At 57.8% G+C, this 16,447-nt stretch carries 14 protein-coding genes and 1 pseudogene; 5 read left to right on the forward strand and 10 right to left on the reverse strand.

All coding sequences use genetic code 11. The annotated features are described in order from the left end of the window. Nucleotide 1: 1 nt before the first annotated feature. The 7 genes and pseudogenes from hflX to dusB form a co-directional block, all read right to left on the reverse strand. Complete coding sequence (hflX, locus tag ATN00_RS13975; protein WP_062065740.1) at nucleotides 2–1,327, reverse strand: GTPase HflX; 1,326 nt, start codon at nucleotides 1,325–1,327, stop codon at nucleotides 2–4. 52 nt (nucleotides 1,328–1,379) lie between these two features. Then, a pseudogene (gene hfq, locus ATN00_RS13980) lies at nucleotides 1,380–1,931 on the reverse strand (RNA chaperone Hfq); the annotation flags it as partial. A gap of 59 nt (nucleotides 1,932–1,990) precedes the next feature. Then, nucleotides 1,991–3,364 carry a nitrogen assimilation response regulator NtrX gene (gene ntrX / locus ATN00_RS13985; RefSeq protein WP_062065746.1) on the reverse strand — a complete coding sequence of 458 codons (1,374 nt, stop codon included), beginning with the start codon at nucleotides 3,362–3,364 and terminating at the stop codon, nucleotides 1,991–1,993. Further along, entirely contained in the window at nucleotides 3,354–5,609 is a 2,256-nt protein-coding gene (locus ATN00_RS13990) for a sensor histidine kinase (protein WP_062065748.1), read from the reverse strand. The genes ntrX and ATN00_RS13990 overlap by 11 nt, the downstream gene beginning before the upstream one ends. Nucleotides 5,610–5,706: 97 nt before the next feature. Further along, nucleotides 5,707–7,152 (reverse strand): nitrogen regulation protein NR(I), encoded by a 1,446-nt coding sequence (gene ntrC, locus ATN00_RS13995; protein ID WP_062068821.1) that lies wholly within the window; start codon nucleotides 7,150–7,152, stop codon nucleotides 5,707–5,709. Beyond that, a complete protein-coding gene (locus ATN00_RS14000) occupies nucleotides 7,152–8,261 on the reverse strand; it encodes a two-component system sensor histidine kinase NtrB (RefSeq protein ID WP_062065751.1) in 1,110 nt (369 codons plus the stop codon). The genes ntrC and ATN00_RS14000 overlap by 1 nt, the downstream gene beginning before the upstream one ends. Further along, nucleotides 8,258–9,277 (reverse strand): tRNA dihydrouridine synthase DusB, encoded by a 1,020-nt coding sequence (gene dusB, locus ATN00_RS14005; RefSeq protein WP_062065755.1) that lies wholly within the window; start codon nucleotides 9,275–9,277, stop codon nucleotides 8,258–8,260. Before dusB ends, ATN00_RS14000 begins: the two co-directional genes overlap by 4 nt. A gap of 91 nt (nucleotides 9,278–9,368) precedes the next feature. Here dusB and ATN00_RS14010 point away from each other — a divergent pair, with 91 nt between their 5' ends. Both ATN00_RS14010 and ATN00_RS14015 read left to right on the forward strand, forming a co-directional pair. Then, nucleotides 9,369–10,556: a bifunctional 2-C-methyl-D-erythritol 4-phosphate cytidylyltransferase/2-C-methyl-D-erythritol 2,4-cyclodiphosphate synthase gene (locus ATN00_RS14010; RefSeq protein WP_062065759.1), complete on the forward strand. Its 1,188-nt coding sequence runs from the start codon at nucleotides 9,369–9,371 to the stop codon at nucleotides 10,554–10,556. A 5-nt stretch (nucleotides 10,557–10,561) separates the two neighbouring features. Beyond that, nucleotides 10,562–11,080: a CinA family protein gene (locus tag ATN00_RS14015; RefSeq protein WP_062065760.1), complete on the forward strand. Its 519-nt coding sequence runs from the start codon at nucleotides 10,562–10,564 to the stop codon at nucleotides 11,078–11,080. Here the strand turns inward: ATN00_RS14015 and ATN00_RS14020 are convergent. Further along, the gene (locus tag ATN00_RS14020; RefSeq protein WP_062065761.1) at nucleotides 11,026–11,502 is read right to left on the reverse strand and encodes a type II toxin-antitoxin system RatA family toxin; all 477 of its coding nucleotides are present in this window, start codon (nucleotides 11,500–11,502) and stop codon (nucleotides 11,026–11,028) included. The genes ATN00_RS14015 and ATN00_RS14020 overlap by 55 nt on opposite strands. Nucleotides 11,503–11,505: 3 nt before the next feature. Next, complete coding sequence (lipA, locus tag ATN00_RS14025) at nucleotides 11,506–12,432, reverse strand: lipoyl synthase (RefSeq protein ID WP_231746286.1); 927 nt, start codon at nucleotides 12,430–12,432, stop codon at nucleotides 11,506–11,508. Between the two features lie 74 nt (nucleotides 12,433–12,506). Between lipA and ATN00_RS14030 the strand changes: the two genes are divergently transcribed. The 3 genes from ATN00_RS14030 to ATN00_RS14040 are packed head-to-tail and all read left to right on the forward strand — an operon-like array spanning nucleotide 12,507 to nucleotide 14,190. Then, nucleotides 12,507–13,160: a carbonic anhydrase gene (locus ATN00_RS14030; RefSeq protein ID WP_062068823.1), complete on the forward strand. Its 654-nt coding sequence runs from the start codon at nucleotides 12,507–12,509 to the stop codon at nucleotides 13,158–13,160. After that, on the forward strand, nucleotides 13,160–13,912 hold the full coding sequence (locus ATN00_RS14035) for an NYN domain-containing protein (RefSeq protein ID WP_062065762.1): 753 nt from the start codon (nucleotides 13,160–13,162) through the stop codon (nucleotides 13,910–13,912). The genes ATN00_RS14030 and ATN00_RS14035 overlap by 1 nt, the downstream gene beginning before the upstream one ends. Further along, nucleotides 13,909–14,190, forward strand: coding sequence for an acylphosphatase (locus ATN00_RS14040; RefSeq protein WP_062065763.1), 282 nt, complete (start codon nucleotides 13,909–13,911; stop codon nucleotides 14,188–14,190). The genes ATN00_RS14035 and ATN00_RS14040 overlap by 4 nt, the downstream gene beginning before the upstream one ends. 284 nt (nucleotides 14,191–14,474) lie before the next feature. Here the strand turns inward: ATN00_RS14040 and ettA are convergent, their stop codons facing one another. Then, nucleotides 14,475–16,154, reverse strand: a complete 1,680-nt coding sequence (gene ettA / locus ATN00_RS14045) for an energy-dependent translational throttle protein EttA (RefSeq protein ID WP_062065764.1) — start codon at nucleotides 16,152–16,154, stop codon at nucleotides 14,475–14,477. Nucleotides 16,155–16,447 lie beyond the last annotated feature (293 nt).

A 16,447-nucleotide genomic window follows, 5' to 3' on the forward strand; every position in this document is an offset into this window, starting at 1 on the left:
TTCAGGTGCGATTCCTTTTGAGGAAACGAGCCAGCGCGGAATCTGACAGTCGAACCTCAATAATCATCTCATCTGCTTCCGGGCGGATCGAAAGAACCTCGCCATGCTCGTGCAGCCAAGCAAGCGCAGCGCCGTCGGCGGAAGGCACCCGCAGGACATGAACGGCTGCGCCTGCCGTCATCAGGTTACCGATCGTCCGCTGAAGCGTATCGATGCCTTCACCGGTCAGGGCGGACAGGATAACAACATCATTCCGCCGCTCCGCAATCTCGCGCGTAGCAGCGGCCGTTTCTTGATCGAGGAGATCGAGTTTGTTCCATGCCTCGATAATAAGAGGCGGACCATCACTCGCCTCCTCTGCGCTTTCGCCGGTCACGCCCAACTCGCGCAGCACATCCATCACGTCTTCGCGCTGCGCTTCGGTATCGGGATGCGCGATGTCGCGCACATGGATGATAAGATCGGCGGACAGCACTTCCTCCAGCGTCGCACGAAAGGCCGCGATCAACTGGGTCGGAAGATCGGACACAAAGCCAACTGTGTCGGACAAGATCGCCTTGTCCAATCCGGGTAGGGCAATCTGCCGCATTGTGGGATCCAGCGTCGCAAACAGCAAATCCTGCGCCATGACGTCCGCGCCCGTGAGCCGGTTAAACAGAGTCGACTTTCCCGCATTGGTATAGCCCACCAGCGCGATTACCGGCCAGGGCGCTCGCTGCCGCCGCGCTCGATGTAAGCCACGCGTACGCGTCACCTGATCCAGTTCACGGCGGATTTTCGCCATGCGATCACGGATCATGCGCCTGTCCGCTTCGATCTGCGTCTCCCCTGGACCGCCAAGGAAGCCGAACCCGCCCCTCTGCCGCTCAAGGTGAGTCCAACTCCGGACCAGCCTGCCCGCCTGATAGTCGAGATGAGCAAGTTCGACCTGCAACCGCCCTTCATTGGTCGCTGCACGTTCTCCGAAAATTTCGAGGATCAAGCCGGTGCGATCAATTACTTTAACCGATGTCGCCTTTTCCAGATTGCTCTGCTGGACAGGGCTGAGGGCATTATCGACGATGATCAGTTCAGCCTGCTTTGCCTGGGCAAGCGCGGTGATGCCATCCACCTGCCCGCTACCGAACAGCGTCGCCGGCTTGCGGTCGCGAACGCGGAAGGCCTGGGCCGCGCAAACGTCGATACCGATCGCCAGCGCAAGGCCTTTGGCTTCTTCAAGCCGCGCATCGCTGTCCCGCCGTTCTGCGCCCTGCGTTTCCGCGCGCACGACAATCGCGCGGGCACCGCGGGTGACTTCATCGGATGAATCGCGATTGAAGGTCGCCATGCGAACCTAAACGCCGCGCAACTGAGTCAGACGGACAGTAATGACCAAAGGATCAATCTTCACCTTCACCGGACAAATCTATCGCATGGAGCGGCTGCACCGTGGAGATGGCATGCTTGTAGACAAGCTGGACCATGCCGTCGCGTTCCAGCAACATGCAAAACAGATCGAACGCCGCGATCTCACCTTGTAACATGACGCCATTCACGAGAAACATCGTAACCGGACTGCCGGATGTCCGAACCGCGTTGAGGAATATCTCCTGCAACAAGCGCTGTTTGCCGTTTCCATCACCAGCCTTGCGGATATCCGCCAGATCCATGGGCTGCGCGGGCATGATGGTCGAGATCGCATGCTTGTAGACAAGCTGCGATTGGCCGTCGCGGCGCAACAGCACGGAGAAATTATCGAACCAAGTGATGATGCCCTGCAGCTTGACGCCCTTGACCAGGAACATGGTCACCGGAGTCTTGCTCTTACGCAGGTTGTTCAGGAAAATATCCTGCAGATTGTTCACTTTATCGGCCATGGTCTTCACCGGTCCTTTATTGGCGGGACGTTGCCCGCACGCGCATCCCTGGGCAGGATGTCTTGCCTGCCTCCGCCAATCGGAAGCAAAGAGACGTTACTGCAATTGCGAAGGGTCGTCCACCCAGCATCCCATCAGCTATCCTTGCCTTCGGTGATACCCAACAGCTTGAGCTTGCGATGGAGGGCTGACCGTTCCATTCCAATGAATGTGGCGGTGCGGGAGATGTTTCCAGAAAAGCGCCTGATCTGGATACGCAGATACTCGCGTTCAAAGCTCTCACGCGCTTCCCGCAGCGGAGCGCCCATGATGGCGGACTGACCGATTCCTTCATCCCCGGCATTGCTGGTCAACTCTGCGGGCAGCATATCCAATTCGATGCGGCCAATCCGGTCACCCGGCGCCAGAATCATCGTGCGTTCAATCACATTACGCAACTGACGGACATTCCCCGGCCATTCGTTCGCCTGCAGGGCTGCCATGGCGTCACTGGCGATCTCGGGAGAAGGCACACGGCGATCAGCCGCGAACCGGGCCAAATAATGTTCGACCAGGGGCGGAATGTCGTCGCGCCGCTCGGCCAAGGGCGGAATCGTCAGCGGCACGACATTCAGGCGATAGAACAGATCCTCGCGAAAACGCCGCTCTTCGATTTCAATCGCGAGGTCGCGCGCCGTGGAGGATATGACCCGGACATCCACCTTGACCTGCCTTTGTCCACTGACGCGGGTAAAGCTCTGGTCTGTCAGGACGCGCAGGATCTTGCCCTGCGTCGTGAGCGGCATGTCGGCAATTTCGTCGAGATACAGGGTACCGCCATGTGCCTGCTCAAGATAACCAGGCCGGACCAGGCCGCTGGCATCTTCCACGCCGAACAATTCTTCCTCGACTCTGTCGGGGTCCATACGGGCCGCAGCCACAATGATGAACGGCGCATCGGCACGCCCGCTCCAGCTATGCAACATACGGGCAGCGACTTCCTTGCCCACGCCTGCGGGACCGGAAATAAGAACCCGGCTGCCCGTACCCGCGACTTTCTTGATCGTGGCGCGGACGGCATTGATAGCTGCCGAGGTTCCGGTCAGCTCGTCGTCCTGACCGAAACGGGCGCGCAAGACCTGATTTTCCCGTCGCAGCCGTTCCGTCTCCGTCGCACGAGAGACCAGATGCAAAAGCCGGTCAGCCTCGAACGGTTTTTCGATGAAATCCGTTGCACCCTTGCGGATCGCGGCAACGGCCGTGTCGATATTGCCATGGCCGGAAATCATGAGAACCGGAATAGTGGCATCGCGCCGCTTGATTTCGTCCAGAAGATCAAGGCCATCCATACGCGACCCCTGAAGCCAGACATCAAGCAGGACGAGCGAGGGACGCCGGGAATCCAGCGCCTCGATGGCGGCATCGCTATGCGCGGCCGTCCGGGTCGTAAACCCTTCATCTTCCAGGACGCCCGCGACCAGATCGCGAATATCCTCTTCATCGTCCACTATCAGAATATCAAGCGCCATTGGCCGTCACTTTTCCTTTAGGCAGGGTTATCACCTGCTCTTCTTCCAGTTTTTCCAGCGCCGCGATCGGGAAGTGCAGGGTAACCCGCGCGCCCCCGCCTTCGGCGTCGTCGAAGCGGATTTCGCCCATATGCTCCTCGACAATCTTCTTGACGATGGCGAGGCCCAAACCCGTCCCTTTCGAACGAGTGGTCATATAGGGTTCCAATATCCGGTCACGCTCCGGCGGGAGGCCGATACCATCGTCACGGACTTCCACGACAAGATTCTCGCTCTCCCGCGTCAATGACATGCACACATGTCCGCGCACTTTTCCTTCATCGGATGCGGCTTTTGGTTCAATTGCTTCAACAGCATTTTTCACAATGTTCGTCAAAGCTTGCCCTAGCTGGCGACGGTCGCATACGAGTTCTGCATCTTCGACATCCGACATGAACTGGAACCGGATATCGGGATGCGCCACCTCATGTAGGAAGAGGGCGTGGCGGGCTATATCACCTACAGCCTCCCGACGAAAAACCGGTTTGGGCATGCGCGCGAAGGAGGAAAACTCATCAACGATACGGCGAAGATCTCCAACCTGCCTGACAATCGTTCCGGTGAGACGGGAAAATGTTGCCTTATCGCTGCTGATCTCCTCCGCATAGCGACGCTGCAAACGCTCGGCCGCAAGCTGGATCGGCGTCAGAGGATTCTTGATTTCATGCGCGATACGACGCGCGACGTCCGACCATGCTGCTCGCCGCTGATCAGAAAGCTGCTGCGTGATGTCGTCAAATGTGAGAATGTGGCTGGAAGCATCGGCGGAAACTTTCACCGCCAATGTGCGGATGTCCGTATTGGCGCGCACCTGCACGATCCCGGCATCATCATTGGACGCAATCATCTCCGCCAGTTCCGGTGCCAGTTCGGCCAGGGGACGCCCAACCGGGTCGTCGCCATCCTGCGCCAGGATCGCGGCCGCGGAACTGTTGAGCAGTTGAATTATGCCCTGTCGGTCCACCGAAAGAACGCCAGCGCTCACACCGGAAAGAATGGCTTCGATAAAGGCGCGGCGTTCGTCAAGCTGGCTGTTCGCCGCCACCAGTGCTCCCGTCTGCGCCTCCAGCCTCTGCGTCATTCGATTGAAGGCTGATGCGAGCGTGCCGATTTCATCCCGGCTGGACGGACTTGTAACCCGGGCGGAAAGGTCGCCCGCCGTGATGCGCCGCGCCGCATGGACAAGCTCATTGACTGGCCGAACCATCCAGTCGGCAACGGCCAGTGCAATATATACCGCGATACCTACCAGAAGCAGCGACCCAACAAATAACGCCATATTGAAACGAAGCTGGAGCGCCCGCGATTGCGCGGCAAAAAGGTCATAATCCGCCAGAACCTTTTGCGCCCGCTCAACGTTGCTGAAGGCGGATGAACCGGAATCCCGCGTGGCATAGAGATAAATACGTCGTCCCGGATAAAGTAGCGTTACGGCTTCGATCTGATTGGGCTTGGCCTCCACAACGACATTCTCGCCCGCCGCGAGCTTTTTCACGACTGTAGAGGACAACATCTCGGCTGCGGGACGGCTATCGGGATCGACCGTGGCGGCGGTGCGGGCGACGCCGTCTTTGCCTACCTCAATGATGGCGGAGCGGTTCAGCTTCCGCGTAACAACCTGGTAGATATATCCTTCGGCAAAGCGCGGGCTCGAAACTTCGGACTGGTTGAGGTAATCGCGCAAGTCTCCAGCCATGGTGACCGTTTCATCGCCGACTTCACGCAGGTTCTGTTCATAATATCCGCGCGCCAGATCCGTGGCGTTCTGAAGCATGCCGCGGGCACTGTCCGAAAACCAGAATTGCACGCCATATTGGAACAGAAGCGAAGCGAAGATCACGACCAGCAGCATGGGGACGCTGGCAACGATGGAGAACATGGCAACCAATCGGACATGCAGTTGTCCGTCGCTGCCTATGGCCGATTGTGCCGCGCGCCGCTTTGCAACCCTTCGCCCCAACAGCACCAACAGTGCGATCGCAGGCACCAGATTGGCGACCAGCAGGAGCGCAACGATGGGTGGTGTGAGCAGCGTATAGGATTGCCCCTGCCCGGAAAGAAGATGATATGTCAGCCCCGCCACGGCAAGGAAAAGCAAAAGCGTAGTAATTTCCACAAGGGAAATAAGGCGACCATTACGCGCAAACCGGCGAAGATATTTCTTCACCGTCGAAGCCCCGGCGGGCATATTTCTCGCGCTGTCCATAGTGGCTTTGTTACAACAATAATGTGCCCGATCAAACACAGGATTCGACTGCCGAGCCGCCGCTTGTCGAACGCTATCCTCAGTTCATCCTATGCGATCAGTCGTTCAAGCGTAGTTGCAACGGGTCCAGACCATAATCCGTTAGCTTCTTGCGCAATGTGTTGCGATTTATACCCAGAAGACCCGCTGCACGGAGTTGATTTCCATCCACCCGCGCCAGCGTTTCCTGAAAAAGAATGGGTTCCACCACTGACAGCAGATCATCGTGAAGATTGCGGTTGGGTTCGGACAGCCCGATGCTGAGCTGGCGCTTTGCCCATTCCCTTACCGACTGCGCGAGTTGCTCGGTCGGCGCTGTAAAATCGATGGGCACAGCATCCAGCGGCAGTGCATTCCTCAATATATCCGCGGCGATCACATTTTCCCGGCTCAGTACCGCCAGCCGTTGCATGAGATTCTGCAATTCACGGACATTGCCGGGCCAATGATAGAGCATCAGCAACTGTGCAGCTTCATCGGACAGCGATTTGCGGGGAAGCCCCTCCAGCGCGGCCTGGTCCAGAAAATGCCGGGCCAATAGCATCACATCCTCTCTGCGTTCGCGCAAAGGCGGCAACGAGATGGGCACGACATTCAGCCTGTAATAGAGATCCTGTCGAAAACGGTTCTCCTCAATCAATTCCGGCAAATCCTTATTGGTCGCGGCGATGATCCGGACATCGACACGCACAGGCTTCGACCCGCCAACCGTCGTGACCTCGCCCGACTGCAACACTCGCAGCAATCGCGTCTGCGCTTCCATCGGCATGTCGCCGATTTCGTCGAGAAACAATGTGCCGCCCTGTGCCTGCTCGAATTTGCCAGCTGTCCGGCTATGGGCTCCTGTAAAGGCCCCTTTTTCATAACCAAACAGTTCCGCTTCTATCAGTTCGCGCGGAATGGCGGCCATGTTGATGGCCACAAACGGCTTTGTCCGCCGCTGACCCAGGCTATGTATGGCTTCGGCAACCAATTCCTTGCCCGTTCCAGATTCGCCCAGGACAAGAATAGTGAGATCATTGGAAAGCACGCGCGCTATGGTGCGGTAAACCTCCTGCATGGCCGGCGACCGACCCACAAGCGGCAATCCGTCATGCGGAAGATGGGATTCTCCAGCGTCCGCGCTTCCATCCTCCTTCATCCGCAGTGCATCGGAAACCGCGCGAGTCAATTCGTTTAGATCGAAAGGCTTGGGCAAATATTCGAACGCGCCTTTTTCGGTCGCCCGGATTGCCGTGTTCAACGTATTTTGTGCAGACAGGATGATGACATGCAGTTCGGGCCAACGGCCAAGGATGCCGGCGACATCCTCCAGCCCATCACCGTCCGGTAACATGACGTCCGTTATCAGCACATCGGGGGCAAAGCTTTCCAGCAATTCTGTCCGCTGGCGAATGGACGAGACGGTCTTCACCTTGTGCCCCTGCCTGCGGAGGGCCTCCCCGACCACGACACAGATTGCCGGATCGTCATCGACCACCAATACCGATCCCGTTTTCCGCATCATGCCACTCCCATGGGCAGCAGGATACGGAAGGTGGATTCGCCAGCCTCCCGATTTCGCGCATATTGGACGATGCCGTTCATGTCGCGCACCAACTTGTCGACCAGAGCAAGGCCAAGCCCCTGCCCGTCTCGCTTTCCCGTGACGAAAGGATTGAAAAGATGATCCAGAATATGATCGGGGACGCCAGGACCATTATCCACCACCAGAATTTCGATGGGAAGCGCCGCGCTCCCCTTCCCCCCCTCTACGACGACCGAAACTCCATGCCGGAACGCCGTTTCCACCCTGATCCAGGGCTGATCTACCTGCTCCAGCGCTTCCGCGGCGTTCTTCAGAAGATTAAGCATAACCTGAACCAGAGCGTCGTCGTTCATATTGGCAAAAGGCAATGACGGGTCGTAACGCTTTATAATATCTATGTTTCTTGCAAATCCCGCACGGGATATCTGCGTCGCGCGGTCAATGAGTGGGTAGATGTTCCCTGGCCGACATTCCAAGAGGCGATCTGACGTAAAATCCTGCATCCGGTCAATCAGTGCCGCGATGCGATCGACCTCATTGCAGATCAATTGAGTCAGCGCAGAATCCCGGCCATCATTGCCGGACTCTATCAATTGCGCTGCCCCCCTGATGCCCGAAAGGGGGTTCTTGATCTCATGTGCAAGGATGGCGGCTGCGCCCATGGCGGAACGCGCTCCGCCGGACGTTGCATGACGACCGATTTTTCGGGCCTGGCTCTGGCTGTGAAGAGAGACGATCCGCCAACCTTCGTGATCGACAATGGGAGCGATCATCAGGTCGACCTCCATTTCGGCGGTTCGCCCGGCATGGACCTTCACATCATAGGCCGCGATGGGCTTGTTGCTATGCCATATATCAAAAGGCGCGCCCGTTCCCGCCATACGGACCGTCCTTGCAATATCGCTGCCCACAATCGCCGCCCGCGCCATGTTGAACAAGGTTTCGGCGCGCACATTGGCGTCGGCGATACTGTTATCCGGACGCACCACCAAGGTAGCGACAGGAAGCGCTGTCATCAGTTCGGAAAGGGCCGGACCGTCCTGCTGCGTCCATTGCGGCGGGATAGACGCAGCGGCCATGGTCATGCAGCCTTGCGCGCCTCGCCAGCTTGTTCGGCAGCCATCAGTGGCTCATAAAAGCGAGCGAGCATATCTAGCACCTTATCACCGTCCGGTTCCTGGTTCACCGCGTTGCGGAACTCTGCCGAACCAGGAAGGCCCTTGGTATACCACCCGATATGCTTGCGGGCCATATTGACCCCCGTCATCCTGTCGTAATGCTTGAGCATTGCAACATAATGCTCTGTAATAATTTGATATTGTTCGCAGATGGATGGATCGGGCCGCCGCTGTCCGGTAGCAAAGAAGTGCATCACCTGCCCGATCAGCCAAGGACGACCATAAGCCCCGCGGCCGATCATGACTCCGTCAGCGCCACTTTGTTCAAGGGCCGTTTCCGCATCCTCTATCGAACAGATGTCGCCATTCACTATGACAGGCAGGGAAACGGCTTCCTTCACCTTGCGTACAAAGGCCCAATCCGCCGAGCCCTTATACATTTGGCATCGAGTGCGTCCATGGACGGTGATCATGCGCGCGCCCAGATCCTCCGCGATGCGGGCCAGCTCCGGGGCATTGAGGCTGGCATGATCCCATCCCATCCGCATCTTGACGGTCACGGGTACGTCGACTGCCTTCACCGTGGCTTCGATCAGCGCCGCCGCCAGTGGCAGATCCCGCATAAGCGCGCTCCCTGCATCGCCATTCACGACTTTCTTCACCGGACATCCCATGTTGATATCGATGATGGCCGCGCCGCGATCTTCATTCAGCTTGGCTGCCTCCGCCATTTCGACCGGCGAGCATCCCGCAAGCTGCATGGATACCGGCTCTTCCACCGGGTGCCATGCCGCCTTTTGCAAGGATTGGCGCGTTTCGCGAATCATCGCCGCCGATGCGATCATTTCCGTCACATTCAGCCCTGATCCATAGCGACGGACAAGCGTGCGGAACGGCATGTCAGTCACGCCCGTCATTGGGGCGAGAACGACAGGCATATCGATCGTTACCGGACCGATCACGATAGGAGAAAGTCTGCACATGATGATATTGCCTAAAAAACAGGCAAAGCCCCTACCCCAAAATGCCATCCGCGGCAAGCAATGGGGCTAGGCGTCCTTCCCCTGCTCGACTATGCGCGCATCAATGACAAGGGACATGCTAAATAGGGTGGCGCTGCTCGTCGCTGCAGGGCAAGGCAGTCGTGCAGGCGGAGGCGTCCCCAAGCAATTGCGCGCCATAAGAGGCAAAGCCGTTCTGCAGCATGCGTTCGATGCCTTGGCGATGTGCGAGGGAATCAATGCGATATTCGTTGTTGTCGGCCCGGACCAAGAACAGGGAGCGCGCGACCTCCTGAACGCGCGTGCGGTTGCCGCATTCATACATGGAGCCAGCAGCCGCAGAGGGTCCGTCCATGCGGGACTGGAGCATATCGCGGCCATTGGCGGCGCAAAGGAGATATTGATCCACGACGCCGCGCGGCCTTTCCTCCCTTCCATCGTCGCTGGACGATTGATCAAAGCGTTGAAAATGGCGGCGGGCGCCATACCCGTGCTGCCCGTTACTGATACACTTGTAATAGATGATGCAGGCGTTGCCGGGCAAAGCGTTGACCGGTCCTCCCTTCGCCATGTGCAGACGCCCCAGGCTTTTCATTTCAACGCCATATTATCGGCCCATCGGGTATGGGACAACATGCTGGAGCCAACCGACGATGCACAGATGCTCAGGGCTTGCGGTCATGACGTCATGCTGGTCCAGGGCGATGAAAGGCTATTCAAATTGACCTATCCGGAAGATTTCCAGAAAGCCGATGCATTGCTCGCAAGCGAGCGGAGAACATGCGTCGGCATGGGCTATGACGTGCATCGTCTCTCAAGGGGCGAAGAGTTGTGGCTCGGCGGCGTGAATATCCCCCATGAATCCGGGCTGGCCGGACATAGCGACGCTGACGTCGCGCTGCATGCTATCGTGGATGCGATCCTCGGGGCGCTGGCGGAAGGCGATATAGGCAGCCATTTCCCGCCATCCGATTCTCAATGGAAAGACGCTTCTTCCGACCGATTTCTTGCCTATGCGCGCGACCGTGTTGCTGCACGCGGCGGCATGATCGAACATATCGACCTTACGATCATTTGCGAGGCGCCGAAAATCGGCCCTCACAGAGACGCCATGCGTCGACGGATCGCAGAAATTGCCAGCGTCGCTTTTGAACGCATTAGCGTAAAGGCCACCACCACCGAAAGACTGGGGCCTACCGGACGCGGCGAGGGTATTGCCGCGCAGGCTGTTGCAACGCTTTCCCTTCCCGCGCTATTCTGAACGCCATGCCTGATCATATCCTCCCCGCCCCCTTGGTCGAATTGGCCGAGAGAGTCATATTGGCGAACCGGCGCGCGGGTCGAACCGTCGCTGTGGCGGAAAGCTGCACGGGAGGATTAGTATCGGCGGCATTGACTGAAATTGCGGGTTCATCGGACGTCTTTGAAGCAGGATTTATCACCTATTCCAATGAAATGAAGGCCGAACTTCTCAAGGTATCGCATGATGTGCTCGACACCTTTGGGGCGGTTTCCATCGCGACGGCATGGGCAATGGCGCAGGGCGCGCTGAACAAAAGCCATGCCCATGTCGCGGTCGCCATTACAGGCGTGGCCGGGCCTGGCGGCGGGTCGGAACAAAAGCCTGTGGGCACGGTGGTTTTCGCCCGAGCCGAACGGAGCGGCAGTCCGGACAAGGTCGTGGCCGATATGCACCATTTCGAGGATAATGGCCGCGGCGGCGTTCGCCTTCAGGCGGCGCTCTGTGCGCTTGAGCTTCTGCTCCCCGACTCGTCCGATCCATAAAGCGTAGCCGCTCGCGCTTCGAAAGCGCCGATCATTTTGCGTAGTGCCTTGTCGAACATCTGCCCGGCAAGCATTTCGAACAGCCTGTTCTTGAACTCAAATTCGACTTCGAAATCCACCAGCACCCCGCCCTTCCCGTCGTCGCGGAAATTCCACTGGTTGTGGAGATGCTTGAGCGGGCCATCAAGATAGTCGACTCGCACGGCGTCAGGCCGGTGCTTCTCCACGCGGGACGTGAAGCTTTCCTTGATCCCCTTGAACCCGACAATCATGTCCGCGACCATTTCCGTATCACTGTCGGACCGGACGCGTATGGCGCTCACCCAGGGAAGGAATTCGGGGTAAACCGCCACGTTCACCACCAGATCGAACATCTGCTCGCGCGTATAGGGAAGCGACCGCGTTTCATTATGTTTCGGCATCGCTTACTTGCTCGCCTTTGCCAGTTGCGCCTCCCGCGTGGCTTTCATTTCCGCAAAATCCTTGCCAGCATGGTAGCTTGAACGGGTGAGCGGGCTGGACGCAACCTGAAGGAAGCCTTTCGCTCTCGCGATTGCTGCATAGGCGTTGAAGGCCGCCGGCGTCACGAATTCCATGACCTTTGCATGTTTGGGCGTAGGCTGAAGATATTGCCCCATCGTCAGGAAATCGATGTCGGCCGAACGCATGTCGTCCATCACCTGATGGACCTCCAGCCGCTCCTCACCAAGGCCCAACATGATCCCGGATTTGGTGAAGATGGACGGATCGAGCTTCTTTACCGATTCCAGCAACCGCAGCGAAGCATAATAGCGCGCGCCGGGCCGGATGGTCGGATAGAGCCGGGGCACGGTTTCCAAATTGTGATTATAGACATCGGGCCGCGCCGTAACGATCACCTCGACCGCTCGCTCATGCTTGTTGCGGAAATCGGGCGTCAAGATCTCGATCGTCGTATCTGGAGTCGTGCGGCGCAGCGCCTCTATCACCTTCACGAATTGGGAGGCTCCGCCATCGGGCAGGTCATCGCGATCGACCGATGTGATGACGATATGCTCCAATCCCATTTCCGCGCAGGCGTCAGCCAGATTTTGCGGCTCATGGGGATCGACCTTACGGGGCATCCCGGTCTTCACGTTGCAGAAAGCGCAGGCTCGCGTGCATACGTCGCCCAGGATCATGACAGTCGCGTGCTTCTTGGTCCAGCATTCCCCAATGTTGGGACACGCCGCCTCCTCGCAAACCGTCGCCAGCCCTTTGTCGCGCATCAGCTTGCGGGTTTCGTGATAACCGGGACTGGTCGGCGCCTTCACACGAATCCAGTCAGGCTTGCGGACCCGCCCGGAAAGAGCAGACGAGGGATTAGGAGCCATGTCGTTCATCCGCATCAGATAGCGATGCACGCGCGGACTTGCCAGCCCTCAACTTGTTCGGCACAGACCAGATCATGACTGACTTTGCCGACATGCTCGATGGCTATCGCCGCTTTCGCAACACCGGTTGGACACAGCAGCGGGAACGATGGGACGAACTGGCCGAGGGGCAAAGCCCCGGGGTGATGGTCATCGCCTGCTCAGACAGCCGAGTCGATCCCGCCCAGATTTTCGATACTAGCCCAGGCCAGATCTTCGTGGTCCGTAACGTGGCCGCTCTTGTCCCCCCTTTTGAGACGAGCCCTGGTCATCACGGCGTTTCCGCCGCGTTGGAATTTGCGGTGCAGGTGTTGAAAGTCGGTGAAATCGTCGTGATGGGCCATGGCAAATGCGGAGGCTGCAAGGCTGCGCTCAGCCAGGAACTGAAGGATGCGCCGCCCGGTGAAGGCGGCTTCATCGCCAACTGGATCGACATGCTGGACGAAGCGCGAGACAATGTCGTCGCGCGTTTCGGCGAGGATCGCGGTCGTGATGCCCACCGCGCAATGGAGCAGGAAGGCGTGAAGGTCAGCCTTGCGAATCTTCGCACGTTTCCGTGTGTTCGCGCCAAGGAGCGGTCTGGCGAACTGAAGTTGATCGGATCGTTTTTCGCGATTGCCGATGGACAATTGCACCTTCTTGACGAAAGCACGGGCGAATTCCGCCCCGCCCCGCTGGACATGGGCTGATGTCATCGGAAGTGCGCGCTGGCAATGTGGCGTTGTTGATCGACGCTGACAATGTTTCCGCCGCTTATTTCGACCCGGTGCTGACTGTCCTGGCTGAGCTTGGGACGGTCAATATCCGCCGAGCCTATGGTAATTGGAGCAAGCCAGCGTTGAAAGGGTGGGCATCCCAGGCTGTAGCCCAGGCAATCGAAACACAGCAGCAATTCGATCTGACCAAGGGCAAGAATGCGACCGACATGAAGATGACGATCGATGCCATGGACCTGATGGCAAGCGGTCGGGTCACTGGTTTCGGCCTGATGTCCAGCGATAGCGATTTCACACCGCTCGTCACGCGTATCCGGCAGGAGGGCATCCCCGTCTACGGCTTTGGCTCAGAAAAGACGACGCAAGCGTTTCGAAGTGCCTGCACACGCTTCATAGATGTCGAGGCTCTGGGCAGCAGCCGCGATGTCGCCATGTCTTCGGTTCCGTTCTCGGAAGAAGATACCCCCATTGCTGACAAAGAGCTGGAGGAGCATTCTGCGGTTTCCGAAGATGTGTTGAAATTGCTTATCGACGCCTATGGCGCGGTCAAACGGGATGAGCAGGGATTCGCCCGATTGAGCGAAGTGGGGCAGCTCGCTGGAAACCGGTCCAGCTTCGATGTTCGCAACTATGGCTTCAAGCGCCTGACGGATCTGGTGAAGTCCGTGAGCAATTTCAGGGTTGAAACGCGCGACGGCCAGACATGGATCAAGCGGGTCCGATGACGGTTGTCGCTCGCCATCTCATCATTCATGGTCGGGTGCAGGGCGTATTTTATCGCAATTGGATGGTAGCCGCAGCCCACGACCTTGGGATTGCCGGTTGGGTCCGCAATCGGATGAATGGCACAGTTGAAGCCTTTGTGGAAGGCTCGCCCGAGGCAGTGGAGCAAATGCTCCAACTAGCGCATCAGGGCCCTGCTGCGGCAAAAGTCGATCGCATCGTGGTGCAGGACGTCAGAGAAGAGGGCCTTTCCAATTTTCAGAAGCGGCCCACGACATAGCAACTGCCATAAACGCCCGATAGAAAAGGGGTGTTGGCGGCTTTGTCCTGTGTCGGTCGGGGAGCAGGCGATGACCGAGCAGCTTCAATGTCGTCCGGCACAGGCACCTGTCGGACCACTATTATTAACCGTCTTTCGAGACGGTTTTACGAACCTCCCAACCGCAAAGGGCCAGCCCCGATCAAGCTGGCCCCCAAAATTTACGCCAGAAAGGAACCCCTGAAGCATTTTCTTTCGTGGGGTGATGGCGCTTGCAGCCTAAGCAATTCGGGCGCCGCCTTCCCTCAACGCGTCAGCTTCTTGTAGGCCAGACGCGTCGGACGGTCAGCCGCATCGCCAAGGCGACGGCGCTTATCTTCCTCATACATCTCGAAATTGCCTTCGAACCATTCGACATGGCTGTCGCCTTCAAAGGCCAGGATATGCGTCGCGAGACGATCAAGGAAAAAGCGATCGTGACTGATGACCACGGCGCATCCCGCGAAATTCTCCAGAGCATCTTCCAGTGCACGCAGGGTTTCGACGTCAAGGTCATTGGTCGGTTCGTCAAGCAGCAGGACGTTGCCCCCCTCCTTCAACATCTTGGCCATGTGGACACGATTTCGCTCACCGCCGGAGAGCTGCCCGACCTTCTTCTGCTGGTCCGATCCTTTGAAGTTGAACGCCCCGACATAGGCCCGCGTCTGGATTTCATGTTTGCCGATGGTCATCAGGTCATGACCGCCGGATATTTCTTCCCAGACATTATGATTCGGATTCAAAGCATCGCGACTCTGGTCGACATAGCCGAGCTTCACGGTTGGCCCAACGTCGAGGGAACCAGAATCGGGCTGTTCCTGCCCTGTGATTAGGCGAAACAGCGTGGACTTGCCCGCGCCGTTCGGTCCGATGACGCCAACGATGCCGCCCGGCGGCAGAATGAAGTCCAAATTTTCAAACAACAATTTATCGCCATAGGATTTGGTCAGCCCTTTGGCCTCGATCACCTTGCCGCCTAGGCGTTCGGGCGTCTGAATGACGATCTGAGCCTTGCCGGGGGCCCGCTCATTCTGTTTTTCCACCAGTTCGTCGAAAGCGCGGATACGGGCCTTTGATTTGGTCTGTCGCGCCTTGGGCGATTGTCGAATCCATTCCAGTTCTTCCTTGATGGCCTTTTGCCGGCCGGCTTCCTCGCGGTCTTCCTGCTCCATCCGTTTGGCCTTGGCTTCCAGCCAGTTGGAATAATTGCCTTCGAAAGGAATTCCACGACCACGGTCCAGTTCCAGCACCCAACCGACCACATTATCGAGAAAATAACGGTCGTGGGTAACCAGGATAACGTTGCCGGTATAGTTTATGAGGTGCTGCTCCAGCCATTGCACGCTTTCGGCATCGAGATGGTTGGTGGGTTCGTCGAGCAGCAGAATGTCTGGCTTTTCCAGCAGCAGGCGACAAAGCGCAATGCGCCGCTTCTCACCGCCGGAGAGATTTTCGACCGCCCAGTCGCCGGGCGGGCAACGAAGTGCCTCCATGGCGATTTCAAGCTGATTATCCAGCGTCCAGCCATCGACCGCGTCGATCTTTTCCTGAAGCTCACCCATCTCGGTCATAAGAGCGTCGAAATCGGCATCCTCCGGAGGATCGCCCATAATCATGCTGATTTCATTGAAGCGATCGATCATGTCGGCCACGCCGCGGACGCCGTCCTTGACGTTTTCAATGACGTTCTTGCTGTTGTCGAGCTGGGGTTCCTGAGCCAGATAACCCACATTGATGCCTTCAGCGGCCCAGGCCTCCCCCTGAAAATCAGTATCCATACCGGCCATCACCTTCATCAAGGTGGATTTGCCCGCGCCGTTCACACCGATAATCGCGATCTTCGTGCCGGGGAGAAACTGCAGGTGGATGTTATTGAACACCGGCTTGTTCGCGCCGGGGAAGGTTTTGGTAAGGCCCTTCATGACGAAGCTGTACTGGACGGCCATCAGGTCAATCTCTTTCAATGTGCTACGCTGGGATATTTCTGCACGCGGTTAGCGAACACGGCGGCTATTGGCAAATGCGCTCCTCTTGCAGCATGAAGAAAGTGCGGGTTGCCGGTTCGATCCACCCAAGCGCACAGCCTTTGGGCTCTCTGAATTTCCGAGTGTTCGGCATAGGCAATTCCCTTTTCGCAAAACTTATAAAAGATGAGAATTATGTGAACTTTTATAGTAGACAACGCTCCGTCGCGTGATTCAGCCGCTTCACCGACGCAGAAAAGCATTGATTTGTGCAG

The sequence above is a fragment of the Sphingobium baderi genome (assembly GCF_001456115.1).
GTDB classification, from domain to species: Bacteria; Pseudomonadota; Alphaproteobacteria; order Sphingomonadales; family Sphingomonadaceae; genus Sphingobium; species Sphingobium baderi_A.

Excerpts from the sequence above, each read along its gene's own strand:
- hflX (WP_062065740.1), bottom strand. The coding sequence starts at position 1,327 with ATGGCGACCTTCAATCGCGATTCATCCGATGAAGTCACCCGCGGTGCC.
- ntrX (WP_062065746.1), bottom strand. The coding sequence starts at position 3,364 with ATGGCGCTTGATATTCTGATAGTGGACGATGAAGAGGATATTCGCGAT.
- ATN00_RS13990 (WP_062065748.1), bottom strand. The coding sequence starts at position 5,609 with ATGGACAGCGCGAGAAATATGCCCGCCGGGGCTTCGACGGTGAAGAAA.
- ntrC (WP_062068821.1), bottom strand. The coding sequence starts at position 7,152 with ATGCGGAAAACGGGATCGGTATTGGTGGTCGATGACGATCCGGCAATC.
- ATN00_RS14000 (WP_062065751.1), bottom strand. The coding sequence starts at position 8,261 with ATGACCATGGCCGCTGCGTCTATCCCGCCGCAATGGACGCAGCAGGAC.
- dusB (WP_062065755.1), bottom strand. The coding sequence starts at position 9,277 with ATGTGCAGACTTTCTCCTATCGTGATCGGTCCGGTAACGATCGATATG.
- ATN00_RS14010 (WP_062065759.1), top strand. The coding sequence starts at position 9,369 with ATGCGCGCATCAATGACAAGGGACATGCTAAATAGGGTGGCGCTGCTC.
- ATN00_RS14015 (WP_062065760.1), top strand. The coding sequence starts at position 10,562 with ATGCCTGATCATATCCTCCCCGCCCCCTTGGTCGAATTGGCCGAGAGA.
- ATN00_RS14020 (WP_062065761.1), bottom strand. The coding sequence starts at position 11,502 with ATGCCGAAACATAATGAAACGCGGTCGCTTCCCTATACGCGCGAGCAG.
- lipA (WP_231746286.1), bottom strand. The coding sequence starts at position 12,432 with ATGGCTCCTAATCCCTCGTCTGCTCTTTCCGGGCGGGTCCGCAAGCCT.
- ATN00_RS14030 (WP_062068823.1), top strand. The coding sequence starts at position 12,507 with ATGACTGACTTTGCCGACATGCTCGATGGCTATCGCCGCTTTCGCAAC.
- ATN00_RS14035 (WP_062065762.1), top strand. The coding sequence starts at position 13,160 with ATGTCATCGGAAGTGCGCGCTGGCAATGTGGCGTTGTTGATCGACGCT.
- ATN00_RS14040 (WP_062065763.1), top strand. The coding sequence starts at position 13,909 with ATGACGGTTGTCGCTCGCCATCTCATCATTCATGGTCGGGTGCAGGGC.
- ettA (WP_062065764.1), bottom strand. The coding sequence starts at position 16,154 with ATGGCCGTCCAGTACAGCTTCGTCATGAAGGGCCTTACCAAAACCTTC.